General features: G+C 70.3%; 21 protein-coding genes and 1 pseudogene. 16 read left to right on the top strand and 6 right to left on the bottom strand.

Translation table 11 applies throughout. The annotated features are described in order from the left end of the window. Nucleotides 1-6 precede the first annotated feature (6 nt). The 5 genes and pseudogenes from FX134_RS15035 to FX134_RS03230 form a co-directional block, all read left to right on the top strand. Nucleotides 7-1,359 (top strand): annotated as a pseudogene (locus tag FX134_RS15035) (sensor histidine kinase); the annotation flags it as partial. Nucleotides 1,360-1,708: 349 nt separating this feature from the next. Next, complete coding sequence (locus FX134_RS03245; protein WP_080797548.1) at nucleotides 1,709-2,515, top strand: RsiV family protein; 807 nt, start codon at nucleotides 1,709-1,711, stop codon at nucleotides 2,513-2,515. Between the two features lie 193 nt (nucleotides 2,516-2,708). Further along, nucleotides 2,709-4,343 carry an SGNH/GDSL hydrolase family protein gene (locus FX134_RS03240; protein ID WP_197735965.1) on the top strand — a complete coding sequence of 545 codons (1,635 nt, stop codon included), beginning with the start codon at nucleotides 2,709-2,711 and terminating at the stop codon, nucleotides 4,341-4,343. Continuing rightward, nucleotides 4,340-4,669 carry a hypothetical protein gene (locus FX134_RS03235; RefSeq protein ID WP_080797547.1) on the top strand — a complete coding sequence of 110 codons (330 nt, stop codon included), beginning with the start codon at nucleotides 4,340-4,342 and terminating at the stop codon, nucleotides 4,667-4,669. Before FX134_RS03240 ends, FX134_RS03235 begins: the two co-directional genes overlap by 4 nt. A 1-nt stretch (nucleotide 4,670) precedes the next feature. After that, the gene (locus FX134_RS03230) at nucleotides 4,671-5,039 is read left to right on the top strand and encodes a hypothetical protein (RefSeq protein ID WP_080797545.1); all 369 of its coding nucleotides are present in this window, start codon (nucleotides 4,671-4,673) and stop codon (nucleotides 5,037-5,039) included. Here the strand turns inward: FX134_RS03230 and FX134_RS03225 are convergent. Beyond that, a complete protein-coding gene (locus tag FX134_RS03225) occupies nucleotides 5,036-7,762 on the bottom strand; it encodes a cation-translocating P-type ATPase (RefSeq protein WP_080797543.1) in 2,727 nt (908 codons plus the stop codon). The two genes, FX134_RS03230 and FX134_RS03225, sit on opposite strands and share 4 nt — an antisense overlap. A gap of 234 nt (nucleotides 7,763-7,996) precedes the next feature. On the opposite strand from FX134_RS03225, the gene mtnA reads away from it, so the two are divergent. Next, nucleotides 7,997-9,091, top strand: coding sequence for an S-methyl-5-thioribose-1-phosphate isomerase (mtnA, locus tag FX134_RS03220; RefSeq protein ID WP_080797540.1), 1,095 nt, complete (start codon nucleotides 7,997-7,999; stop codon nucleotides 9,089-9,091). A 3-nt stretch (nucleotides 9,092-9,094) separates the two neighbouring features. Here the strand turns inward: mtnA and FX134_RS03215 are convergent, their stop codons facing one another. From FX134_RS03215 to FX134_RS03205, 3 genes are read right to left on the bottom strand one after another with little or no spacing between them, the layout of a single operon-like run. Then, on the bottom strand, nucleotides 9,095-9,310 hold the full coding sequence (locus tag FX134_RS03215; protein WP_080797538.1) for a hypothetical protein: 216 nt from the start codon (nucleotides 9,308-9,310) through the stop codon (nucleotides 9,095-9,097). Next, nucleotides 9,300-9,875, bottom strand: a complete 576-nt coding sequence (locus tag FX134_RS03210; RefSeq protein ID WP_080797535.1) for a DUF3990 domain-containing protein — start codon at nucleotides 9,873-9,875, stop codon at nucleotides 9,300-9,302. The genes FX134_RS03215 and FX134_RS03210 overlap by 11 nt, the downstream gene beginning before the upstream one ends. Further along, entirely contained in the window at nucleotides 9,872-10,084 is a 213-nt protein-coding gene (locus FX134_RS03205; protein WP_080797533.1) for a DUF3791 domain-containing protein, read from the bottom strand. The genes FX134_RS03210 and FX134_RS03205 overlap by 4 nt, the downstream gene beginning before the upstream one ends. Nucleotides 10,085-10,472: 388 nt before the next feature. On the opposite strand from FX134_RS03205, the gene FX134_RS03200 reads away from it, so the two are divergent. Then, a complete protein-coding gene (locus FX134_RS03200; protein WP_080797531.1) occupies nucleotides 10,473-11,516 on the top strand; it encodes a deoxyguanosinetriphosphate triphosphohydrolase in 1,044 nt (347 codons plus the stop codon). A 235-nt stretch (nucleotides 11,517-11,751) separates the two neighbouring features. Next, nucleotides 11,752-13,149 (top strand): helix-turn-helix transcriptional regulator, encoded by a 1,398-nt coding sequence (locus FX134_RS03195; RefSeq protein WP_172623357.1) that lies wholly within the window; start codon nucleotides 11,752-11,754, stop codon nucleotides 13,147-13,149. Between the two features lie 70 nt (nucleotides 13,150-13,219). On the opposite strand, the gene FX134_RS03190 is transcribed toward FX134_RS03195, so the two are convergent. Together FX134_RS03190 and FX134_RS03185 are read right to left on the bottom strand one after the other, a co-directional pair. Further along, a complete protein-coding gene (locus tag FX134_RS03190) occupies nucleotides 13,220-15,250 on the bottom strand; it encodes an FAD-binding protein (RefSeq protein ID WP_080797526.1) in 2,031 nt (676 codons plus the stop codon). 166 nt (nucleotides 15,251-15,416) lie between these two features. After that, nucleotides 15,417-16,592 (bottom strand): chloride channel protein, encoded by a 1,176-nt coding sequence (locus tag FX134_RS03185; RefSeq protein ID WP_172623356.1) that lies wholly within the window; start codon nucleotides 16,590-16,592, stop codon nucleotides 15,417-15,419. A gap of 407 nt (nucleotides 16,593-16,999) precedes the next feature. On the opposite strand from FX134_RS03185, the gene FX134_RS03180 reads away from it, so the two are divergent. The 8 genes from FX134_RS03180 to FX134_RS03145 all read left to right on the top strand — a co-directional run bounded on the left by FX134_RS03180 (nucleotide 17,000) and on the right by FX134_RS03145 (nucleotide 24,805). Continuing rightward, nucleotides 17,000-17,686 carry an AzlC family ABC transporter permease gene (locus tag FX134_RS03180; protein WP_080797522.1) on the top strand — a complete coding sequence of 229 codons (687 nt, stop codon included), beginning with the start codon at nucleotides 17,000-17,002 and terminating at the stop codon, nucleotides 17,684-17,686. Further along, nucleotides 17,686-18,018: an AzlD domain-containing protein gene (locus FX134_RS03175; RefSeq protein ID WP_080797519.1), complete on the top strand. Its 333-nt coding sequence runs from the start codon at nucleotides 17,686-17,688 to the stop codon at nucleotides 18,016-18,018. Before FX134_RS03180 ends, FX134_RS03175 begins: the two co-directional genes overlap by 1 nt. 278 nt (nucleotides 18,019-18,296) lie before the next feature. Then, nucleotides 18,297-18,644 (top strand): 50S ribosomal protein L19, encoded by a 348-nt coding sequence (rplS, locus tag FX134_RS03170; protein ID WP_080797517.1) that lies wholly within the window; start codon nucleotides 18,297-18,299, stop codon nucleotides 18,642-18,644. A 108-nt stretch (nucleotides 18,645-18,752) separates the two neighbouring features. Then, on the top strand, nucleotides 18,753-19,541 hold the full coding sequence (locus FX134_RS03165; RefSeq protein WP_080797515.1) for a ribonuclease HII: 789 nt from the start codon (nucleotides 18,753-18,755) through the stop codon (nucleotides 19,539-19,541). Nucleotides 19,542-19,835: 294 nt separating this feature from the next. Beyond that, entirely contained in the window at nucleotides 19,836-20,312 is a 477-nt protein-coding gene (locus FX134_RS03160) for a YraN family protein (protein WP_080797513.1), read from the top strand. Between the two features lies 1 nt (nucleotide 20,313). Further along, complete coding sequence (locus FX134_RS14740; RefSeq protein ID WP_232050826.1) at nucleotides 20,314-22,359, top strand: YifB family Mg chelatase-like AAA ATPase; 2,046 nt, start codon at nucleotides 20,314-20,316, stop codon at nucleotides 22,357-22,359. 90 nt (nucleotides 22,360-22,449) lie between these two features. After that, complete coding sequence (gene trmFO, locus FX134_RS03150) at nucleotides 22,450-23,856, top strand: methylenetetrahydrofolate--tRNA-(uracil(54)-C(5))-methyltransferase (FADH(2)-oxidizing) TrmFO (RefSeq protein ID WP_143412121.1); 1,407 nt, start codon at nucleotides 22,450-22,452, stop codon at nucleotides 23,854-23,856. After that, entirely contained in the window at nucleotides 23,846-24,805 is a 960-nt protein-coding gene (locus FX134_RS03145) for a tyrosine recombinase (protein WP_087881524.1), read from the top strand. The genes trmFO and FX134_RS03145 overlap by 11 nt, the downstream gene beginning before the upstream one ends. Nucleotides 24,806-24,928 lie beyond the last annotated feature (123 nt).

The raw sequence follows: 24,928 nt of genomic DNA, 5'->3' as shown, positions 1-24,928 counted from the left end.
CATCAAATGTTTCACGTGAAACATCGGTGGTTTCAGCCGTGCAGCGCCCGCTCGCACGGCGGTTGCGCTTCGGGCGCGGGGCGTTCATACTTGGCAGTGCATCGGATCGCCGCGTTCGAACGGGGAAGGAGAAGGGGCATGGACGCTTTCGCCTGGCAGCACTACCCGTGGGCCGCGTTGGACTTCCTCCTGTTCGCCTCCGTATGCGGCATGCTCCTGGACAGCCGGCTCGGCAAAAAAGGGACGCTCCTCGCGGCGTCGGGCCTCCTCGCCGCCATCGCGGCGCTGCAGGCGGGCCTGGTCCTGTCCGGTGCCGACGACATGCTCGTCCTCACGCTGCTGCCGCTAACCGCCTACCTCCCGGCGGTTATCGGCGTCCACGCGCTGTCACGCAACGGCTTCTTGCAGACCGCGGCCGTCTGGATGGTTGCGGGCATGGCGGCCTTCGTCCTCATCTTCCTACAGAAGCTGCTGGTCACGGGCGTACTGGGAGGCGCTGCCCTGCGCGGCGGCCTCGCGGAGACGGGGTGCGTGCTCGCCGTGGCGCTCGTGCTCGCGCTCATGGCGTGGCGCTGGCTGCGCGGGCCGTTCCGCACGCACGTCCCGCGCGGCGACGCCGGCTGGCTGCCGCTCAGCCTGTGCTCGGCCTCGGTGTTCCTGCTGCTGTCCTACTTCGGCAACAGCCCGGTCGACCTGCTGGTGACGGCGCTCATCTTCCTCGTCGCGCTGTCCGTGTACGCCGTCATGGCGCGCGCGATCCTCGCAGCCTCGCGCGCCCAGGAGGCGCGTCGGGCGCAGCAGGAGGCTGCCGCCCAGCTGGAGATCCAGCGGGGCGAGTATGCCGGCCTGCTGAGCAAGCTGGAGGCCGGCCGCGCCTATCGCCACGACATGCGCCACCACCTCATGGTGCTCGAAGAGCTTGCCGGCGAGGATGCCAGCGAGGAGCTCGCAAGCTACCTCGAGGGCCTCGGCGCGCGTCTGCGCGAAACGGAGCCTGAGCGCTTCTGCGAGAACGCCTCGGTGAACGCCGTGCTGGCCTCCTGCGTCGCGCAGGCGCGCGAGGAGGGGTGCGCGGCGACGGTGAGGGCGTCCGTCCCGGCCGACGTGCCCTTCGACGATCTGGACGTATGCGTGCTGCTGGCGAACGCCCTGGAGAACGCCGTCAACGCCTGCCGCGCCGTCGAGGGCGAGGGGCCGCGCGCGATCGAGGCGACCGTCGAGCTCGAGCGCGGGCGGAACCTGGCGGTGAGCGTGGAGAACCCCTGCGCCGAGCCGATCCGCCTCGACGCGGCCGGCCTTCCCTTGGGGCAGGAGCGCGAGGGACACGGCATCGGCCTTAGGAGCATCCGCGCCGTGGTGGACAAGTACGACGGCCTTTTGCGCTGCTCGTGCGAGGAGGGAAGGTTCCGCCTGCAGGCGGTGCTCTGCGCGCCCGCCGAGGAGGCCGAGCCGAAGAGGCGGCCGGGGCTCTTGCGCCGTCCGGCCCAAGGAACGCTCGCGCTCGGCTGCGCGCTGCTCCTCGCGGCGGGGTGCCTGCCGGCGGCAGCGCGCGCCTCGGACGGCAGATTGCTCGAGGTGGCGCAGACGCGGGTCGAGGGCTTCCGCTGGGGCGCCACGTCCTTCCAGGCGGCCGTGCCGCGGGTGGAGGCGCTCGCGCCGGCCGATGCGGGCGCGCAGCAGGAAGAGGCGCCCGCAGAGGAAGCGCCCGATGAGCCGCAGGCCGCCGCCCCGGCCCCCGAACCCGAACTCCCCGCCGCGCCCGAGCCCGTCGAGCCGCCCCGAACCCGAACTCCCCGCCGCGCCCGAGCCCGTCGAGCCGCCGGCATCCGGCACGCTCTCATGGGAGAGCGGCTCCAGGGACGACGGCGCGCCCGCGCCCCTGCCGAGCGTCCCGGAGGTGACCATCCCGGTTGCCCCCGCCAGCCCGGACGAAGGCGACGGCGCCGCCGACCCGCCGCCCGCCCTCGCGGAGGGCGTGGACGAGATCAACCGGCAGATGGAGGCCTACGTCGAGCAGATGCGCGAGAAGTTCCTCTGGTACGCCGCGCGCAAGTACAACGGCTACGTGGGCATGGACGTGGCCTACGACGTAGTGCGCGACGACGACGCGCTGCTGGCCATCCGGTTCGTCGGCACGCTCAACGCCGGCGGCTCGGGCGAGTACGCGCGCACGTTCACGCTGGACAAGCGCACGGGATGCTTCCTGGAGCTGGCCGACCTGTTCGCGCCCGGTGCCGACTACGTGGGGGCCGTGAGCGCCGAGGTGCTGCGCCAGATGGCCGAGCAGGTGGACGCCGGCACGGCCGACTACTTCATCCCCGGCGGCATCTGGCGGCCCGACGAGTGCTTCCAGAGCATCGCGGCCGACCAGCACTTCTATATCGACGACGCGAACCGTCTGGTCATCGTGTTCGACGAGTACGAGGTGGCCCCGGGCCGCGCGGGCATGCCGGAGTTCGCCATCCCCGCGAGCGCGCTCGCGGGCCTTCTGAGCGAGCCGTCGATCCTCTGCTGACGGCGCGTCCGCCCCGATCCACTTGCGCGCAAAACGGGGCCGAATGCGCGCAACGCGCCACAGGGAAGGCCGACTGCGACAAAATAGCAGGAGCGGCGCGCCGGCCGGAGGAGGCCGACCGCCGGGGTCGCGGCGGCACGTGGCGAAAGCGAGGCGATGCGGGATGCGGGGTTCGAAGGGATCGTCCGGAAGGTTGCGCAGAGGGGCGGCGGTTGCGCTGGCCGTCGTCCTCGCGACGGCGCTCTGCCCGGCGCGGGCGCTCGCGGCGGCGGGCGACGCAGTCGTCCACAAGAAGACGGGCACGGACATCGAGTACACGGTGACGGCCGAGGCGGGGCCCGGGCAGGGGAGCGCCGTGCTGTCCGGCATCGCGGACGACGCGGCCGGCACCGTCGCGATCCCCGCATCCATCATGGTCATGGAGGATTGGGAGCAGCCCGCCACCTACGCGGTGGCGGGCATCGCGGCGGGCGCGTTCTCGGGCGCGGCCGCCTCGTCGGGCGCCGTCGAGCGCATCGACATCGAGGGCGTGATCGACGTCGACCCGGCGGCGTTCTCGGGGCTTTCGGAGGCGACGGCGTTCACGGTGCGCGACCAGGCCATGGTCGAGCGGCTCGAGGCCGCCGGCATCGCGCCTGCGCGCATAGCCTGCGAGCCGCTGCTCACGAAGTACGTCGTGTTCGGCGACAGCATCGCGGCGGGCTACGCGCTGCAGGAGTACGACAACTCCGACCCGCTCTACGACCAGATGCCCACGCCCTCCGACGCGTTCGCGACGCTGGTGGGGGCGCATCTGGCGGACGCGTACGGCCCTGCGGCCACGGACAACCTGGCGGCGTCGGGCTGGACGAGCCAGCAGCTCTTGGACGCGCTCTCCGCCGGCGCCTACGACGCCGCGCTGGCCGACGCCACGCTGGTGAGCGTGACCATCGGCTCGAACGACCTTCTAGGCCGCTTCATCGAGATCATCGCGGAGGCGCTTGCGGGCATCGACGACTTGAGCGCGGAGGAGGTGCAGGCGCTCGCGGCCGAGGCTGAAGCCGATCCGTCCGCGCTCGAGGCGGACCCTGGGGAGGATGGGCTCGCGAGGAAGCGCCCCTCGCCGGTCCGGGACCTCGTGGAGAAGATCGCCGCCGCCATTGCCCAGATCAACGAGGCCATCGAGGCCGACCCGCAGCTGCTCGCCGCCTGCGAGACGTTCGCCCAGGTGAACCAACCGTCCATCCTCGCCGAGCTGCACGCGCGCGCCCCGCATGCGCAGGTGTGCTGGACCACGCTCTACAACCCGTTCTACGGCCAGGTGCTCGACCTGCGCGCGCTGTTCCCCAACCTGGCGGGACTCGTCGGCGACGACGTGGTCCTGTCCATCGACCTGAGCGGCGCGGGCGCGCGCTACATCGAGCTCATGAACGAGGCGTTCGACAAGAATACGGAGGGCTGCACGGCCGTGGACCTCTACGAGCCGTTCAACAACCCGGGCCTCACGAACGTGCAGATCGGGCGCGCGGAGGACGGCTCCATCGTCTTCGGCGTCGACTCTCACCCGAACCACGACGGCCACGCGCTCATCGCACGCCTGATGAACGCCGCGATCGACGCGACGTACCGGCCCGTCGCGCCGCCGCCTGCGCCCGAACCCGAGGCCGAGCCGCCGGCTGCGGGCGGCGGATCCGAGGCCGCCGCGCCCGGCACGCCGCTCGCTTCCACCGGCGACGGCGCCCCGCACCCGCTGGTTCTCGCCGCTGCCGCGGGGGCGGCCCTGTCCCTCGCCGCAGGCGCGCGCCGGCGGATGCTCGCGGAGCGCGACGCCGTGCGGAGCGGCTCATGAACGGGGAGCCGCGCCCGCGCGCCCTCCTGCGCCGCATCCGGGCCGCCGTCACGCCCGACCGCCTGCTGGCGACCCTGTGCCTCGTCGCCGCGCTCGCCATGGCCGCGCCCTGGGTCCGGGTGAGCGTGGCCGATCTCATCGACCGCGACGTCTCCTACTCGGTGCCCGACGTGCTGGCGACGGGGCAGGTGCTCGTCGACCGCGCCCAGTCGCTCGCGGACCTGGTCGAGAAGGCCCGCGCCGTCGCCGACCGCGCGGCGCAGATCGTCGAGCGGGCCCAGGACGCGGCCGAGCGCGTGTCGGACGTCCTCGACGAGAGGGGTTGAGATGGACATCGGCCTGATAGGGATCCTGCTCGTGCTCGCGCAGGCGCTCTGGTGCCTGCTGGTCGCGTTGCTGGCGGCCGCCGCGATCGCCCTCGCCGCGGGCGCGAGGGCACGCTACGTGCTGCTCGTCGCCTCCTGCTCGTGCGCGGCGACGCTCTCGCTCGCGTGGATCGTGCTGGTGCGCGTCGTCGACTCGCTCGCCGTCGGCGCCATGGTGGACGCGCTGGGCCCGTGGGTGGTGCTCGTGGCCTCCCATGTGATCGAGCCCACCGCGTGGCCCGCCGCAACGCTCGCCTGCTCCGTCTGCGGCATGGCGCTCGGCATCGTCGCCCTTCGCCGGAAGCGCGCCCAGCAGGGCCCTTGGGCCTAGCGCCGCGACGCCCGCAGGCGGCCGATGGCCTTCGCGACCTCGGTCTGCGCGAGCGAGAGCGCGGCCAGGCCGAGCGCCACGGCCCACTGCCACCCGTTCATGGGCGCGCCGCCGAACGCGGCGGTGACCGGCGGCACCAGCAGCACGACCAGCATGAGCACGGTCGATACGGCCACCGCGCCCCACAGCCACGGGTTGCGTCCGCCGCCGCGGTTCCATACGGGATCGACGGTGGAGCGCTGGTTCACGGCGCGCAGCACCTGCGAGAACGCGAGCACGGCGAAGGCCATCGACGATCCTGTGGCGTCGCCGCCCGCCTCGCGGCCCACCATGAACGCGAACAGCGCGAACGCGGCCACGAACACGCCTTGGAAGACAACGCGCCGCGCGAGCTTCGGTTCCAGCAGCGTCCCCGAGCGCAGGGGCGGATGCTCCATGATGTGGCGGCTCGCCGGCTCCACGCCCAGCGCCAGCGCGGGAAGGGTGGCCGTGGCCAGGTTCACCCAGAGGATCATCACGGCCGTGAGCGGGGCGTTCCAGTTGAGCGCCACGGCGGTGAGCAGCACGAGGATCTCGGCCAGGTTGTCGGCCACGAGGAAGGCCACCACCTTCTGGATGTTGCGGTACACGCGCCGCCCCTCGCGCACGGCGTAGACGATGGTGGTGAAGCGGTCGTCGAGCAGGATCATATCCGAGGCGTCCTTCGCCACGTCGGTGCCGGTGATGCCCATGGCCACGCCGATGTCGGCGGCCTTGAGGGCGGGCGCGTCGTTCACGCCGTCGCCGGTCATGGCCACGATCTCGCCGTCGGCCTTGAGCGCGCGCACGATGCGCAGCTTGTGGAAGGGCGACACCCGCGCGAACACGCTCGTGCGCTCGATGGCCGCATCCAGCTGGCGGTCGTCCATCCCGTCGAGCTCCTCGCCCGATACCACGAGGTCGCCCTCGCGCCAGATGTCCAGCTCGCGCCCGATGGCGCGCGCGGTGGCGGCGTGGTCGCCCGTGATCATGACGGTGCGCACGCCGGCGGTGCGGCAGGTGTCCACGGCCTCGCGCACGTCGGCGCGCGGCGGATCCATCATGCCCACGAGGCCGATGAAGGTGAGGCCGCGCTCGATGTCCTCTCCGTCGGCGGGCACGCCGGGCAGGGCTCGCGTGGCGAAGGCGAGCACGCGCAGCGCCTCGTCGGAGAGGTGCTGAGCCACTTCGAGCGCATGGGCGCGGTCCTCGTCGCTGATCGGGCGCGGGCCGTCCGCGTCCATCACGAAGTCGCACAGCGGCAGAAGACCGTCGAGCGCGCCCTTGACGGCCGCCACCGTCTCGCCGTCGCGCTCGTGCACGGTGGCCATGCGCTTGCGGTCGGAGTCGAAGGGCCGCTCGGCCAGGCGCGGATAGGCCTCGCGCAGAGCCGCCGGGTCGATGCCGCCGTCGCGGGCCATCACCAGCAGCGCGCCCTCGGTGGGGTCGCCGATCACGGTGTCGGGGCTCGCGGGGGCGCCCGCCGACGCGCCTTCGCCCTGCGCCTCGGCGAAGCTCGCGTCGTTGCAGAGCACGGCCGTGAAGGCCAGGTAGCCGAAGAGCTCGGGGCTCTCCTCGATCGCGCGGGCCGGGGGCGCGGCCTCGCCGCGGTCGAGGTCGGGCCCGAGCGCCACGCGCACGACGTTCATGCGGTTCTCGGTCAAGGTGCCCGTCTTGTCCGTGCAGATGACCGTGGCACCGCCGAGCGTCTCCACGGCGGGCAGCCGCCGCACGAGCGCCTGGTGCTTGGCCATGCGCTGCACGCCGAGCGCCATCACGATGGTGGCCGTGGCCGGCAGCCCCTCGGGGATCACCGAGATGGCCAGCGATATGGCCAGAAGCAGCAGCGGCGCGAAGGGACGCCCGTACGCCATGCCGACCGCCAGCACCACGAGCGCGGCGGCCACGCCCACCACGGTGAGCATCTTGCCGAACGAGGCCAGCTTGCGCTTGAGCGGCGTGTCCAGCTCCTCGTCGCCCTCCAGAAGGCCCGCGATGCGCCCGACCTCGGTGTCCATGCCGGTGCCCACCACCACGCCCGTGCCGCGCCCGCCGGTCACGATGGCGGTGGCAAAGGCCATGTCCGCGCGGTCGCCCACGAGCGCGCCGGGAACCACCGCGGCCCGGGCGTCCTTCTCCACGGGCACGGACTCGCCTGTGAGCGCGGCCTCCTGCATGCGCAGCCCCGCCGCCGAGAGCAGCCGCAGGTCGGCGGGGGCCATGCTGCCGTCGCCCAAGACCACCACGTCGCCCGGCACCAGCTCGCGGGCGGGCACCACCGTCTCCGCGCCATCGCGGATGACGCGCGCGGTGGGCGCGCTCATGTTGCGCAGCGCCTCGAGGGAGGTCTGCGCCTTCCTCTCCTGCACGATGCCGATGAGCGCGTTGGCCACCACGATGGCGAAGATGATGCCCGCCTCGGCCCACTCCTGCAGAAGCGCCGAGAGGGCGGCCGCCACCAGCAGGATGAGCACCATCGGGTCGCCGATCTGCTCGCGCACCATCTGGGCGAGCGTGCGCGGCGGCTTGGCGTTGAGCTCGTTGGGACCCACCTCGGCCAGGCGCTCGCGCGCCGCGAGCTCGGAGAGCCCCTCGGGCGAGGCGTTCAGCTCCGCGAGCACCTCCTCCAGGGGCATCGCATGCCAGGGGCGCAGGGCTGCGGGCTTCGCGCCCGGGGCCGTCGCAGCAGCAAGTTGGTTCGTCATGGGTCGTATCCTCCGTCGCGCGTGCGGTTTTCCCTACCATGATAAGCGCGCCGGGCGCATATGCCCCGAACCGTCACGAACCGGCAACCTAAGGGCCGATCTTCGCTCCGAAAACACGCCTCAGCGCACGAGGCGTGTTTTCGGAGCGAAGATCAGGTGCTGCCGCTGACCAAGGCCGTCCCCTCGGCCGTGGGGGTACGGTAGAATGTCGCCATCGGACAGAAAGGACGCCCCATGGCCGCAACGCTCAACCTGGATAACCTGCCGCGTACCATCGAACTCGGGCGCGACGGCGACGGGCGCGCCGAGCTCGCCTACGTCGACCAGCGCCTGCTGCCCGGCGAGCTGCGGATCGTCCGCACGGGCGACTGGCGCGCGGTCGTCGACGCAGTCAAGACGCTCGCGGTGCGCGGCGCGCCGGCCATCGGGGTGGCGGGCGCGGCGGCAGTGGCGCTCTGGGCCTGCAACGAGGGCGCGGCCGACGCGGCGGCGGGCGGGTGCGCGCAGGCCGGTCCGCGCTTCCTCGACGCCCTCGCCCGCGTGGCCGACGAGGTGGCCGACGCGCGTCCCACCGCCGTCAACCTGGCGTGGGGCGTGCGCCGCCTCGAGCGGCTCGCGCGCGTCTGCGCCGACGAGGGCGCTGCGCCCCACGCCATCGCCGACGAGCTCTTCGCCGAGGCGCGCCGCATGGAGGCCGAGGACGAGGCCGCCAACCGCGCCATCGGCGCGCACGGCTCGGCGCTGCTGCCTCAGGGCGCGCGCATCCTCACGCACTGCAACGCCGGGAGTCTCGCCACGGCCTTCTACGGAACCGCGCTCGGCGTGGTGTACGCGGCCGCCGCCGAGGGCAAGGTGGCGCGCGTGTACGCCGATGAGACGCGCCCGGTGGGCCAGGGCGCGCGCCTCACCGCCTGGGAGCTTGCGCGCGCGGGCGTGCCCGTGACGCTCATCTGCGACGACATGGCCGCGAGCCTCATGGCGAAAGGGGAGGTGGACGCCGTCGTGGTGGGTGCCGACCGTATCGCCGCCAACGGGGACGTGGCCAACAAGATTGGCACCTACGGCGTGGCCGTCCTCGCGCGCCACCACGGCATCCCGTTCTACGTGGCCGCGCCCGCCTCCACCATCGACCCCGCGTGCACGACCGGCGCGGACATCCCCATCGAGGAGCGCGACCCCGCCGAGGTGCTGCCCGCGCCCATCCCTGGCGTGGACGTGTGGAACCCCGCCTTCGACGTGACGCCCGCCGCCCTCATCACCCGCATCGTCACCGAGCACGGCGCCTTCGCCCCGCCCGATGCCGCCCGCGCCGCCATGACGGCGCGTTGACGTCTAGCCGTCCTTCCCGCCCAAGGCGAGCAATCCGACGAAATAGTCGGGACCTTCTTGCCACAGCCCCGTCTCGAAATCGTAGAGCGCGGCGTAAGCGGGGGACTCGATCACTTTGCGGCGCACCTGCTCCGTCGGCAGCCCTGTGCGCGCGGCTATGTCCTGCACGGCGTCGGCGAAGATCAGGTCGGCGCATTGGGCCATGATCTCATAGTTCATAGCGCGTCACCTTCATGGGTTCCAGGCATGCGACGGCTCGTTGAGTGGCAAAGCAGAACTGGTCCTTGAGCCGGTCGGGCAGGAGAAGGCCGATGGCCGTGCTCGCGGATTTCGGGTCGTCGAGGGGGCCGTAAAGCCCGTTGAGGTAGGTGGTTATGACAGGGTTTGTGGTGTCGTTAGCCACCTTTCCAATGATGACGTCGGCGCAGGTCAAACCCGGATCCACTTTGTCGCGCAACTTGACTGCCAAAGCGCTTCTGCGGTTCAGTGAGACGAACCGCAGCCAGTGCTCGTCCGCAGTGGGGAATTCGAAAACGCTCAGGGACGTTGCGGGCGTGCGAAATCGGAACGCGGAAACGTAGCCGGAGCGTTGGCCGGCATCAACTTGGCCGAGGCTTTGCGCTTTCAGCAGGGACGTTCGGATGAACCTTCTGGCCTGATCCTCGTCCGAGGTCAGATAGAATCCCTTCCCGAAATCTTTTCCCGTCGAGCATTTCTTGAGGTCGATGTCCTCAACGGGGGCATAGCTGCCATGGTAGAGGGTCATTCCGTCCGACAGGCTCATAGCGAGACTCCTTGGGCGGCGAGCTTCGTGCGGATGTCCTGGAGAGCGGCTTCGTCGCTTTCGAGATGGAGGGCGTCGTAGCACTCTTCGATGAAGCGCCAGATGCCCTGCTCCTCGAACAGGCGGTTCGAATCCTTCGGGCTGAGCCCCGTCTGCTCTCTGAACATGCGGAAGAGGCGCGCTTCCATGAAAAGCACTTCGTCGAGCATGGGACACCTCCTGTCTGCTCCGCCGTCGAACCTCGCCTAGGCCGCATTATACGCGACAAACTCCCGGGCGGCCTCGCTTGTTTCTCGCGCGATGCAATTGGAAGGGACGTGCTGCACGCGAAATCGGCTGTGCTTGCACGAAAATCCTCGACGTGAAAGGATCCCGGCGGGCCGTGCAAGCGCTGGATTTTCGCGACCTGGGGGAACGTGGCGGCGACGCCGCTTAGGGGAGCCGATGCCCGCCATTTCGCCGCGCCGAGCCTTTCACGTCGGGGATTTTTGTGTCGAGCAGCCCGATTTCGCGTGCAGCGGAGGCACCAAGGCGGGTCGCCCGAACCCCCTTTCTGCTACAATGGCCTCACCGCAGGCACGTCGCTAGGAGGTTCCCATGCGCATCATCCATCGCGAGGACCAGGAGCTGCGCGAGCACGTCGCGCTTTCCGACGACGCGTCGTTCGCCGACGAGAGCGAGGGCCGCGCCCGCTCGGCCGAGCCCGACATCCTGCGCACCGACTACCAGCGCGACCGCGACAAGATCCTGCACACGAAGTCGTTCCGCCGCCTGTCGCACAAGACGCAGGTGTTCCTGGCCGCCGAGGGCGACCACTTCCGCACGCGCCTCACGCACACCCTCGAAGTCGCCCAGATCGCGCGCACCATCGCGCGCGCCCTCGGGCTGAACGAGGACCTCACCGAGGCCATCTCGCTCGGCCACGACCTGGGGCACACGCCCTTCGGCCACACCGGCGAGGAGGCGCTCGCCCGCTCGCTCGCGCGGTGCGCCGGCATCGATCCCGCGTCTCCCGAGGCCGAGGCGCTCTACCGCCACAACGAGCAGAGCCTGCGCGTTGTGGAGCGCATCGAGAACGGCGGCAAGGGCCTCAACCTCACGCCCGAGGTGCGCGACGGCATCCTCTGCCACACGGGCGATCTGCGCGCCGAGACGCTCGAGGGCCGCATCGTGGGCACGGCCGACCGCATCGCCTACGTGAACCACGACATCGACGACGCCATCCGCGCGGGCATCCTGCGCGAGGCCGACCTGCCGGCTTCGACGCACGCCGTGCTCGGCCCGGACCACTCCTCGCGCATCGAGACGCTCGTGCTCGACATGGTGGAGACGTCCGCCGCCGCAGACGATATCCGCATGAGCGGCGAGGTGTGGGGCGCCATGATGGAGCTGCGCGCGTTTTTGTTCGATCGCGTGTACACCTCCGACGTGGTGATGGCCGAGGTGGCGAAGGCGACGCACCTCATCGAAGACCTGTTCGACCACTACGTCGAGCACGTGGACGAGGTGCCCGAGGAGTACCGCGACATCTCCGAGGGCGACGACCTGCGCGCCGTCACCGACTTCATCGCCGGCATGACTGACCGCTACGCCAAGAGCCTCTACCAGCAGCTCTTCATCCCGCACTCGCTGCACTACTAGGGAGGGAAACGCGCAAGGTCCGCGTCCGCCGAAGGGAGCGGAGGGTTCGGCGCGCCGGCGGTCCGCCCCCGCGCCCCCGCGCGTCCGAAAGAAATCAACCGGAGCTTCAATCTGCCCTGCCGGTCGATTATTTTTCACCGCGAGGCTCATCAATGGGTAGAATTGCGTGGGGACGACGCTGTGGAGGGAAATGATTGTGCGTACGGTGAGCCGTTTTTTGATTCCGATGGCGGGAATGGCCTTCTTCTGGTGCTATTTCCGCTTCCAGAGGTTCTTCGGGGTGCTGTACCCGCCTACCTTCTCTTACGAGCTCTTCGGCATCCCGCTCAACGTCTCATTGGTTTTCATCGTCGAGCTGGTGGTCGTGGGCCTGGCCTGCATAGCGGCGCGAAGGCAGATCGACCGGATGATGCGCCTTCGCCGGCCGCTCGTCTTCGCCTGCGCGGCGGTCGGCTCGATCGGCGCCCTTGCCATGCTCTCGCTGTCGCAGGGAGGGGCCCCGGCCGCGCTGCTGTGGCCGGCCTCCCTCCTCATCGCGGTCGGCTTCGCCGCGAACTGCCTTGCGTGGGCGACGTACTTCTCCGCTGATTTCGGCGCGAGGGAGGTCTGCATCCTGGTCGCGTCCTATCTGGCGAGCCTCGCTTTCATCCCGGCCCTCGGCCTGGTCATCGACGTCGACCGCACGCTGGTCCTCCTCACTCCGCTCGTCTCCGGCGCCGCCTGGCTTCTCTCTCCTCGGTCTGAGAATCCGGAGTTCGACCAGAGCGGCTCGGCTTTGAAGTCGATAGGCCTGTACGTCCCGCTTTTCATCGTCTTTCTGATCGCCGGGAGCGCGATGCGGGGCATCGTCGATGTGGCGGGCGGCGGAGGCTCCCGCACGGGGCTCTCAATCGCGATAGGGGCGCTGATCTGTGCGCTGTTCTGGTACTACTGCGGAAAGCCGAACCCCTTCGCCGGCACCTCGAAGGCGCCCTCCGCAGGCGCTTTCGGATCCGTCGAGAAGGCGGTATTCAAAAGCTGGGTGGTCCTCGTATTCCTCTTCCTCTTCGGCCTGTTCGTCAGCCTGGTCGCGCCCTACCGAGGCTTCGGCGGCCACGTGGTGGTCATCGCCCGCTCGTTTCTGGACCTCTTCCTCTGGGTCCTTCTGTGCAACCTGGCCTTCCACAAGAAGATATCGCCCGTCCTTCTGTTCGTGGCGTGCAGCCTGTTCGTAGAGGCGCTCTCCTGGTGCTTGAGCTACGTCGTGATCCCCATCCTGCTCTATCTGACGGGGGAGGGCCTGCCGCTGCAGAACAGCATCGGCCTCGCGGTCGTGTTCGTCCTCTTCTCCTCGGTGACGCTCATCTTCAGCTCGATCGTGAGGAGGCAGGCCGATGCGAAAGCTCCTTCGGGCCAAGGGGACGTCCGGCGCGCGGAGATCTCCGAAGAGCTCGCGGCGCGCTACGGCCTCACCAACCGGGAGGTCGAGATAGCCAACCTCTTCATGCGGGGGAGAAGCCTGAAGAAGGTCGCGTCGATGCTGGTGATCTCACCGAGCACCGCGCAATCGCATATCAAGAGCGTCTACCGGAAGCTGGATGTCCACTCGAAGGACGAGCTGATCGATCTGGCGGAGAGGTGGAACGCCGTCTGATTGGGAGCGCCCCCCGCGCCATCTGCGACGCGAGGGGCGCTCCGTTCGGATCCGCCTATCCTGCCTGCGCTTACTTCGACTTCGTCAGGGCGTCGTTGACGGCCTCTTCGAATCCGCGGAGGGTGTTGGTGGCGCCGCTCACCGTGTCGATGTCGAAGCTCTGCTTCTCGACGATGGTCTCCACGTAGGTGGGAAGCGCCGCCGCGCCGATGCCGGCGGTCTCCTTCGAGTCCACCACCTCCACCTCGGCGATCTTGCCGCCGGAGATGGTCACCGCGACGGTGATCTTGTCGTTGAAGCCGGTGCCCACTCCTTCGTAGGTGCCGTCCTTGTACGCGCCCTCGACCATGGTGAGCGCGGCCTCGTCCTCAAGCGGGCCCTGCCAGGTGATGGCCTCTTTGGTCTCGCCGGTGAAATCGCCCTTGGCCCGGTGCGCGGCGTTCTGGCCGGAAATGCGGCCGAACACCATGGTCTCGCCGAGGTTGCCGCTGCCGTTGTACATGTCGCAGAAGATCGAGCCGAGCTCGCCCGCGGAGAAAAGTCCTCCGATGGGGTAGCCTTCCACGCTGATGACCTGGCCGTACTTGTTGCGGCGTGGTCCACCCATGGTGTTGAAGTAGGTGGGGCCGATCTTGATCGCATAGAAGGGGCCCGTCTTCACGGGAACCATCGTGTCGATGGGCCTGCCGTAATCGGCGTCCTCGCCGGCGTCGAGGCGCATGTTGTACGCGTTGACGTCGGACACGAAGATGTCGGTGTCGAAGGCGGGGGCGTCCTTCCCGTCGTTCGACTTCCGGATGTTCTCGGCGAGCTCCTCCAAGGTGTCGCCGGTGATGACCTCGCCCTTCGCGATCTCGTCGACGTAGTTGTCGGAGAAGGAGCTCATGAACTTGACGGCCAGCTGGTCGGCGTCGTGGACGAGGTAGGACGGCAGGGGCATGGGGGTGGAGATCCAGCGCCCGCCGATGTCGATGCGGCCGTGGCGGTTCTCCGCGACCTCGTTCATGAAGCGCCCGCCGCCCAGGCCGACGATCACGCCGATCTTCGTGCTGGGCCCCGCCAGGCCGACGGTGGAGAGGGAGGGGTTCTTGTAGGTCCAGGAGAAGCCCGCGCTGTTCGACATGTGCCAGAGGTCGGCGCCTATGCCCATGGCCATCTTGATGCCGTCGCCGTCGTTGTACAGGCCGCCGCGCTGGTGCACGTAAGGCTGCTGCAGGTAGCTCTGGATCATCTCTTTGTTATGCTCGAAGCCGCCGGTGCACAGCACGACGCCGCCGTTGGCCTTGACCCTGACGTCCTGGCCATCCTTCTCGATGACGCACCCGATCACGTTGCCCTCGCCGTCCGCGATCAGCTTCTTTCCGGGGGCGCCGAGCCAGACGTCGATGCCCTTTCCCGCGCGCGCGTCGACGGCGGCGTGGCACAGGTTGTAGTAGCCGCGGTCGAAGCGGGTTCCCGTCGCCGTCAGGCACAGGCAGTGCTGCCCGGACTCCAGCTCGGGGAACTCGTGCCAGTTGTACACGTAGCCCTTGCGCCCCAGGCCCCACACGTCGTCCTTCTCTATCCAGTTCTTCGCGGTGGCCGGCGAGCTCTCCATCGGGAAGCTCGGCTTCTCGGTGGGGGCGATGACGTTCGGGTCGCCGCCCATGGGCCCGGTCATCCAGGCGAAGTTCTCCGCGCAGCCGTCGCAGTAGGCCTGCACCGCCTCGTTGTCCCAGTTGTTGAACTTGCCCATCAGGGTGGTCAGGTAGTTGTAGAGCTGCTCGGAGTCGTCGGTGGCCATGACGAACTGGCCGGATGCCGCCGAGTTGCCTCCTTCGCTGCCCTCCGGCGCCTTGTCGGTCAGCAGGACGGAAGCGCCCTCCTCGCACGCGGCCACCGCCGCATTGGCCCCCGCGGCGCCGAAGCCCAGCACCACGACGTCGTATTCCGCGTCCCAGTTCTCAGTGCCGCCCGCCGGCGCTCCGCCCGCCGGCTCGCCGCTCGCCTGCGGAGCGCCTGTTTGCGGGGCGCATGATGCCAGAAGCCCGGTCGCGGCCGCTCCCGTCGCCCCGATCGCGGCCCCCTTGAGAAAATCCCTCCGCGATAAGCCTTCACCCATGATGATCTCCTTTCACATCCCCTTCTTAAGCGGCGCAGCGCCCAAGATGGGGCCGCGTCGCTTCATGACGGTTGGCATCTTGGCGGGAGTCGGAGGGGAATTCATCCCATAAAACGAGGGGATTGCCTCACATAAAATCGGGGAGTGCTCTCTGACGTGGGGAAACTCAGAGCCGCGTGCTCGGCTGGGGCAGGAAGGCGCCGACCGCGATGGCGACGGCCAGCCAGGGCAGGTCCTGCACGGGGAAGCACAGGAGCATGATGAGCGCCGTCATGGCGGGCTTGCGGGTGAAGCCGCCGATGAGCGCGGAGGTGACCACGGCTACGGCCAGCTCGGCCGGCGCGCCGAGGGTCGCGGCGAAGCCGAACCCCACGCTCACGCCGCAGAAGATGAGCGGGAAGAACGGCCCGCCGCTCCACCCAAGGTTGAGGCACAAGGCGATGAACGCGAGCTTGATAAGCCCGGTTGCGAAGAGCCCTGCGGCTTCCATGCCCGTCCACGAGGCCGCGAGGTCGGACGCCTGCTGGGTGCCCGGGAACAGCACGTAGGGAAGCGCGAGCGCGACCGCGCCTAACGCGATGCCGCACAAAAGCGGCTTGAGCACCGGACGGTCGCCGAGAGTCGCGGCGAGGTGCCGCGATGCGCGCACGGCCAGGCCGTAAAGCACCGCCATAGCCCAGCCGACGAGGGCGAGCGGGACGCACCAGGCGGCCGCCTCCCAGGAAAGCGGCGCGGCGTCGAAGTGGGGGATGGGCATGCCGCCGCCGAGGAGCGCGCCGAACGCCGCGACGCCCGCGACGCCGCCCGCAACGCCGAGCGCGTACAGGGGGATCTTCTGCCTGAGGGAGAAGGCGCCCTCGACGCCCGCCAGACGGCGCAGCTTCGCGCCCACCCACGTGCAGCCGGCCGCGACGAGGCCGGTGAGCCCCGCCTCCGGCCCCACCGAGCCTCCGAACGCGATGGGCAGCAAGAACGATACCGCGCTCGGGGCGATCCGTCCCACCGAGTAGCCGCCTTTCGCGCGCACCTCGGCCATCACCTCGTCGAGCGGCTTGGGGGCGCTTCTGAACCGCGCGTTCCACAGGCCGATGAAGAGGCCGCCTGTCGTGCACGCGATCAGGGGGAACAGCGAGAACGCGGGCTCGCCGAGCATGCCGCGCGCGCCCGTCCACACGATGTCGGTGAGCCAGTACGCCGAGCTGAGCAGCGCCCAGATGGCGAATCCCACGCCCGCGCCGAGCACGGCCGCCGCGACGCCGAGCCCGAGGGCGCGCGCTATCCCGATGCGCGCCGGATCCGCCTCCCCGAGCGTCTCGTCCGCCTCCGTCTCCCGCTGCTCCATTCCGCGCCTTCCTCTTCGGATCTCGCTTCCCGGATTGTAGGGCATTTCCTTGAGCAGGTGCGCAGGCCTTGCGTCGAATCCTCCCTCTTTCGACACGCCATCCACGCTTGGAAGCGGCGCCTTCGGATTTTTGGGCCCTTCGAGTCACATTTTGGCCGCTCTGAAGCTCGCGCGGACTCGGCGGCGACGGCTCGTCGTTGCCGAACTGGGCAAACGCTCGCAAACGTTTCGGCGTGCCGCCGGAAGCTGGCCGTAGGGCGCCGGAAACGCTTCAGAGCGGCCAAAACCGTGCATTCGGGACCCGGTTTCCGCAATGCGCGGCCTTCGCGGCTCCCGGCTCCTGCGTGCACCGGGCGCGCGGCTTTTCGTTGTTGCGCAGGTGCACAAACCTTGTATAATCGATTGCTATGGTTTCAGGGGATCACATCAGGCAATCGTTCCAGGCGGCGCTGCCCATCATGCTGGGCTACGTCGCCATCGGCATTCCCTGCGGCATCCTCAGCGCCTCCATCGGGCTGAACGGCTTGCAGGTATTCCTGCTCTCGGCGCTGTTCTACTCGGGCGCGGGGCAGTTCATGATCCCCAACATGTGGCTGGCGGGCTCGCCGCTGGCCTCCATCATCGCTAGCGTGTCGCTCGTGAACACGCGCCAGATGCTGTACTCGGCGGCCTTCGCGCCGGCGTGCAGGGGCGTGCGAAAGCGCCTGTCGTTTTTGTTCGCGGCCACGGTGACCGACGAGAGCTACGGCGTGAACGTGTCGAAGTTCGCCTCCGGGGACTGGTCGGTAGGCCGCGCGACGATGGTGAACCTCATGTCGCAGAGCTCCTGGGCGCTCTCGAACGTGGCGGGCGTGCTCGTGGGCAACGCCGTGGGCATCCCGCTCTCCATCGCGTCGTTCGCCATGACGTCCATCTTCATCTGCCTGCTTGTGACGCAGAAGCCCTCGGCGGCGAACCTCGTGGCCGCAGGCGTGGCCATGCTCGGCGTGTTCCTGTGCAAGGCGGCCGGCCTTGCGGGCCCGGCCATCCTCGTGGGCGCGGTGGCCGGCGTGGCCGCGGCGCTCGCGTTCAGCTGGGCGAGGGGGCGGGGCTGATGGCGGCCATGGGCTGGGGCGACTTCCTCATCGTGTTCGCGTGCTGCGCGGGCACCATGCTCGTGTGCCGCGTGGCGCCGCTGTTCGCGCTCAAGGGACGCAACCTTCCCGAGAACGTCGAGCGCGCGCTCGGGTTCATCCCGCCCGCCGCCTTCGCCGCGCTGGTGGCGAACGACCTGCTCACGCCCGGCATGTTCGACGCCGGCGTGTGGCCCGCGGCCGCGCCCCTCGTGGCCGCCGGCGTGGTGGCCCTCGTGGCGTGGAAGACGAAGTCGCTCCTCTGGTGCGCCGTCGCGGGAGTGGCCGCCTACGCGCTCCTCACGCTGGTATAGAGACGGTCGCCGTCACCCCGTGAGCGCGATCTTCGCTCCGAAAACACGCCTCAGCGCACGAGGCGTGTTTTCGGAGCGAAGATCGCACCCTGCTGCGGGAACTGTGCGCGGAGCCGACTGCGGCCGGTTTTCTGCGCATCGCGTGGAGGGAGGGGAATTTTGAGGAAGATGCCCGAGAATATCCCTTGCATGCGATGTTGCCAGGCGGTATACTGTCAAATCGTGTCTTTCCAAGACGACATGCACGAGATTCATTGAACATATAGAAGGAACGGACCATGGATATCATTCGCGCCATCGAGCAGCAGCAGATCAAGCAGGACCTCCCCGAGTTCAACGTGGGCGACAACGTGAAGGTGCACTACCGCATCACCGAGGGCAACCGCGAGCGTATCCAGGTGTTCCAGGGCGACGTCATCCGCCGTCAGGGCGCTTCGAACCGCGAGACGTTCACCGTCCGCAAGATCAGCTTCTCCATCGGCGTGGAGCGCACCTTCCCCGTGCACTCCCCGAAGATCGAGAAGATCGAGGTCGTCCGCAAGGGCGACGTGCGCCGCGCCAAGCTCTACTACCTGCGCAAGAAGGTCGGCAAGGCCGCGAAGATCAAGGAGAAGGCCTACCGCTAGGCCGCTCCCGCACGCGAGCGATCGAGAAGCCCCTCGCCCTCTCCGGAGGCCGGGGGGCTTCCTTTTGCGCTATCATGGTGCGATGGGAAGAGAGACGGGGAGGCTTCGATGGGTCTGACGGTTGCCGACATAGAGCGGCGTCTGCGCGAGGCGGACGCGCGCGAGTTCGCCGTGCTGGAGCGCTCGCTCGTGGCCGACGCGCGCAAGGGGGTGCGCGACGCGGTGGAGCGGGCGCGCCGGCGCATCGAGGCGCAGGAGGCCGAGCGGGCGCGCCTCGCCGCGCTCTACGCCTTCGAGCGCGAACTTGCCGCCGGGCGGGGCGGCGGCGTGGTCGTGGGGCTTGACGAGGTGGGGCGGGGTCCCTTGGCCGGGCCGCTCGCGGTGGGCGCGGTCGTGCTGCCTCTCGAGCCCGTCGTGGAGGGCTTGAACGACTCCAAGCAGGTGCGCCCCGAGGATCGCGAGCGCATCGCCGCCCAGGTGAAGGCCGTGGCCGTGGCGTGGACCGTGGAGTACGTGGAGGCCTGCGATATCGATGCCTGCGGCATGACGGCCTCGCTCGTCACGGCGTTTCGCCGCGCGGTGGCCTGCGTGGAGGCCGCCGGGGTGCGCCCCGACGTGGTGCTGCTCGACGGCAACCCTTTGCGCATGGACCCGCGCGAGGTGAACGTGGTGAAGGGCGACTGCCGCTGCGCCTCCATCGCCGCCGCCTCCATCGTGGCCAAGGTGGAGCGCGACGCGCTCATGTGCCGGCTGGCCGAGGAGTACCCCGAATACGGCTTCGAGTCGTGCAAGGGCTACGCGAGCCCCGCCCATATCGAGGCCATCAAGCGCTTCGGCCTCACGCCGGTGCACCGCGCGTCGTTCTGCACGTCGTTTCTGCAGCCGACGCTGTTCTAGCGCCGCCGCGCGCGTTTCCACCGCGTGTTTATCCGCTTCTCCACAACGGCCCGCAGGATCGTCCTGCGGGCTTTGCACGCTTCTGGCCTGGGGTTACGGAGGGTCGGCTTCGCCGTGCTTGATTTCCGCTTGATTCCTGCTGGATTTCCGCTTGAAACGCGCTTGATCCGCGCTGGATATGCGCGCCATACGCGCTGGATCCGCGATGGATCGGGGCGCGCTTGCGCTTGACGCACGCCATGGATCCGCTGGATCGGCCCTGTACCATGGAAGGCGGAGAAGAAGGGAGCAGACATGGTGGAAAGCGCAGTGGCGGATGCGGTCGAGAAGGCCGCCCCGAAGCAACGCAAGAAGGCGTCGGGCTCGCGCCGCAAGAAGGGCGCGGCGAAGAGCGGCCTCACGGCGGGCGAGCGCAACGCCGAGCTGGGCCGGCGGGGCGAGGAGGCGGCCGCGCGATTCCTCGAGCGGAGGGGCTACGAGATCGTCGCGCGGAACTGGACGTGCGCGGCCGGCGAAGCCGACATCATCGCCCGCGACGGGGAATGGGTCGTGTTCGTGGAGGTGAAGACGAGGTCGAACTGCGAGCGCGGCCTGCCGTCCGAGGCCGTGAACGCCGACAAGCGCGAGCGCTACGAGCGCATAGCCGCGTGCTTCCTCGCCGTCTACGACGTGGTGGACGTGCCGCTGCGCTTCGACATCGTGTCGATCGTGGTGACGGCGCCCGACCGCGCCATGATACGCCATCACTTCGACGCGTTCTGCGCAGGCTGACATGCAGGGGCAATGCAGGGTTCGGGCCGCCACGCTGCGCGGCGTGCAGGCCGTCCCGGTGGACGTGGAGGTGTCGGTGGGGCCGGGCATCCCGGGCTTCGCCATCGTGGGGATGGCGGACGCGTCGGTGCAGGAGTCGCGCGAGCGCGTGCGGGCGGCGCTGCGCTCCTGCGGGTTCTCGGTGCCGCCGAGCAAGGTGGTGGTGAACCTGGCGCCCGGCGCGCTGCGCAAGACGGGCTCGGGGTTCGACCTGCCCATCGCGGCGGGCATCCTGTGCGCCACGGGGCAGATCGACCCGCGCGCGGTGGAGGGCGCGCTGTTCGTGGGCGAGCTCTCGCTGGAGGGGGCGGTGCGCCCGGTGGCGGGCCTTCTTGCCTACGCGCTCTGCGCGCGCAACCTGGGCTGCTCGCTGGTGGGCGCGCCCGTGGACGAGGGCCTCATGCAGGTGGAGGGCCTCGACCTGCGCTGCCTGAAGAGCGTCGCGGGCTTCCGCGACCTGCCGTTTCCCGCGGCCGTGCCCATGCGCCGCGAGCGCGCGTCGTCCGCGCCGGACTTCCGCGACATCGCCGGGCACGACATGGCCAAGCGCGCGCTGCAGGTGGCGGCCGCCGGCGGCCATGGGGTGCTCATGATGGGGCCGCCGGGCTCCGGCAAGACGATGCTCGCCTCGCGCCTGCCCTCCATCCTGCCGCCCCTGTCGCAGGCCGAGCGCCTCGAGACGGCGGTGGTGCACTCGGTTGCCGGCGAGCCGTTGGACTCCGTGCTCGGCGGCGTGCGGCCCTTCCGCAGCCCGCACCATTCGGCGAGCCTCGCGGGGCTCGTGGGAGGCGGCTCGCCTCTGCGGCCGGGCGAGATATCGCTCGCGCACAATGGCGTGCTGTTCCTGGACGAGGTGGCCGAGTTCGCGCCTAGCGTGCTGCAGGGCATCCGCCAGCCGCTCGAGGCGGGGCGCGTGGTGATAACGCGGGCCGACGGCAACGTGGAGTTCCCGGCGCGCTTCATGCTGGTGGCGGCGTCCAACCCGTGCCCCTGCGGGTACTTCGGCGACGGCGAGGAGCCGTGCACGTGCACGGTGCACCAGATCAGGACGTACCAGGGGCGCATAGGAGTCGTGAGCGCGCGGGACCCGCGGGGGCGCGGGGGCGTGCTGGAGGGGCCGCGCACGGTGCTCGAGCGGGGCGGCCCCGGCTATCCTTCGGCGTTCGAGCGGCTCGCGCAGCCGCCGGAGCGGCTCTACGTGGCGGGCGATCCGACGGCGCTCGCGGAGGGACTCGCCGTGGTGGGCGCGCGCAAGGCGACGCCCTACGGCATCGGCTGCGCGCGCCGGTTCGCCCGGCTGGCGGCCGAGCGCGGCATCGCCGTCGTCTCAGGAGGGGCGCGCGGCTGCGACGCGGCGGCCCATCGCGCCGCGCTCGAGGCGGGCGGGCCCACGGTCGCCTTCCTCGGCGGCGGCTGCGACAGGCCCTATCCGGCCGAGAACGCGGGGCTCTTCCAGCGCATCGTGGACGCGGGCGGGGCCGTCGTATCCGAGCACGCCTGGGACGAGCCGCCCTTGCCCTACCGCTTCCGCGCGCGCAACCGCCTGATCGCAGGGCTCGCGCGCGCCACGCTCATCGTGGAGGCGGGGCTGCCGTCGGGCACGTTCTCCACCGCCGACGAGGCGCTGGCGGCCGGCCGCGACGTGCTCGTGGTGCCGGGGGCCATTACCGCCTCCTCCTCGTGCGGGGCGAACCGGCTGCTCTGCCAGGGAGCGACCCCCGTGGTGGACGATGAGTCATTCGAGGACGCGCTGTTCTCGCTGTTCGGCTGCCTCAAGCAGGAGCGCTTCGAGGCGGGCGCGGGCGGCGCCGCGAAGGGCGAGGCCGACCCGGTGGCGGCCGCGCTGCGCTCCCAGCCGCTCGGCATGGAGGACCTCTACGCGCTGGCCGTCTCGTGCTGCGGCGATGCCGAGCCGCGTTCATGGCTCATGGAGCGCCTCGTGGAGGCCGAGCGCGCGGGCCTTATCGCCCGCTACCCCGACGGCCGCTGGGGCCCGGTCGTCAAGTGAGGAAGGGAATCGCGCAGCGAGCCGGTGGGGTAGTCGCGGGGATGCGGGGGAGTTTGCGGGTTCGCGCGCCGCTTAGGCGCGGGATTTGGTATGCTTCCCGGCATGTCTGAATCATACGTCACCATACTGGGCGCCGGGCTCGCCGGCAGCGAGGCTGCCCTGCAGCTCGCCGCGCGCGGCGTGCGCGTGCGGCTCGTCGAGATGCGCCCCGCCGTGCGCACCGCCGTGCACGACACGGGCCTCTGCGCCGAGCTCGTCTGCTCCAACTCGCTGAAAAGCACGAAGCCCGACAGCGCCGCCGGCATGCTGAAGGCCGAACTCGGCGGGCTGGATTCGTTCGTCTACGCCGCCGCCGGGCGCAATGCCGTGGCGGCGGGCGGCGCGCTCGCCGTGGACCGCGCGGCCTTCGCCCGCGACGTCACTGCGCTCGTCGAGGGCCACCCCGCCATCGAGCTCGTGCGCGAGGAGGCCGTCGACCTCGGGCAGGCCGCCCGAGGCGTCGACGCGCTTATCGTGGCGACGGGCCCGCTCACCTCCGACGCGCTGGCCGAGTCGCTCGCCGCGCTCACGGGCGAGGCCCACCTCGCGTTCTACGACGCGGCCGCTCCCATCGTGATGGCGGACTCGCTCGACTCCTCCAAGCTCTTCCGCCAAAGCCGCTACGAGGACGCCGCCGACGGCGCGGGCGACTACCTCAACGCCCCCTTCGACCGCGCCGAGTACGACGCCTTCATCGAGGCCCTCGTCACGGCCGAGCGCGTGATCAGGCGCGACTTCGAGACGCGCGAGCTGTTCCAGGCCTGCCAGCCCATCGAGGAGATCGCCCGCAAGGGCCACGACGCGCCGCGCTTCGGCACGCTCAAGCCAGTGGGGCTCACCGACCCGCGCACGGGGCGGCGCCCCTGGGCGGCATTGCAGCTGCGCGCCGAGGACGCGCACGGCGAGAGCTACAACCTCGTTGGCTTCCAGACGAACCTCACCTTTCCCGAGCAGAGGCGCGTGTTCCGCATGATCCCCGGCCTCGAGAACGCGGAGTTCGCGCGCTTCGGCGTGATGCACCGCAACACGTTCGTGGACGCGCCGCGTCTGCTCGACGCCGACCTGCGCCTGCGGACGCCGGGGGCCGACGCGCTGGGCGTGCCGGTGTTCCTGGCGGGCCAGATCGCGGGCACCGAGGGCTACTGCGAGGCGATCCGCTCGGGTCTGCACGCGGCGCTCTCCGTCGCCGCGCTCCTTGCCGGCGCGCCCGCGCCCGCGCTGCCGCGGCAGACGGCGTTCGGCGCGCTTCTGGCCTACGCGACCGATCCCGCCACGGCCGACTACCAGCCCATGCACGTGAACTTCGGCATCATGGAGCCGCTCGACGCTCCCGTGCGCAACAAGCGCGACCGCTACCGCGCCTACGCCGAGCGCGGCGCGCAGGCGCTCGCAGCCTACCGCGCGGCGCTCGCCGAGGCGGGTCTCGCGCTCGACGGAGGCGCCGACGATGCCCGCTGACGACGCGGCCGGCGGCCCCCTCGACTGCAACCCGCAGGCCGCCGCGCTCGCGGAGGCCTTCTGCGAGTCGATGCGCGTCGAGCGCAACGCCTCGGCCCACACGGTGCGCGCCTACCGCATCGACCTCATGGACTTCCTGCGCTGGGCGCGGCGCGAGCGCGTGGACGTGCTCTCGGCCACGCACCGCCAGCTGCGCCTCTACCTGGCCGAGCTCGACCGCGCGCAATACTCGCGCACCACGGTGAACCGCCGCCTGTCCGCGCTGCGCAGCTTCTACCGCTGGCTCAACGTGACGGGCGCCTCCGACGAGGACCCGGCGAGCGTGCTGTCGGGCCCGCGCAAGCAGAAGAGCCTGCCGAACGTCATCCGCGCATCCGACATGGCGCGCCTGCTTTCGGTGCACGGCCCGCGCGACGCCTCCGGCAACCCGCGCGAGCAGAGCCCGGCCGACCTGCGCGACCAGGCGCTCCTCGAGTTCCTCTACGCGTGCGGCGCGCGCGTGTCCGAGGCAAGCGCGCTGCTGGCCGCCGACGTCGACTTCGGGCTGGGCCAGGCGAAGGTGTTCGGCAAGGGCGCGAAGGAGCGCATCGTGCCGCTCCACGACATGGCCCTCTCCTCGATGCGCGCCTACCTGCGCGACGGCCGCCCCCTGCTTCTGCGCGAGCGCTCCTGCGACTTCTTCTTCGTGTCGACGCGCGGCAACCGCATGGGAACCGACGCCATCCGCAAGATGTTCAAGGACACGGTGCGCCGCGCGGGCCTCGACGAGACGCTCTCGCCCCACGACATGCGCCACACCTTCGCCACCGACCTCCTGGAAGGCGGGGCCGACCTGCGCAGCGTCCAGGAGATGCTCGGCCACGCGAGCCTGTCCACCACCCAGATCTACACCCATCTCACGCCCGGACGCCTCAAAGAGGTGCACGCCCGGGCCCACCCCCGCGGCTGACGGGCCCGTCCCTTTGTCACGCCGTGCGGCTACCCTGTCGCGGCGGTTCCGGCGGCGTGACCGCTCTCTGACGCTTGCGCGGGCCGCCGCGACGGCGTCCCTCCCTTCGGGCACAATCGACCC

Origin of the sequence: Arabiibacter massiliensis (assembly GCF_902386925.1) — a bacterium.
Lineage (GTDB): Bacteria > Actinomycetota > Coriobacteriia > Coriobacteriales > Eggerthellaceae > Arabiibacter > Arabiibacter massiliensis.
This window is presented reverse-complemented; position numbering and strand designations above follow the sequence as displayed.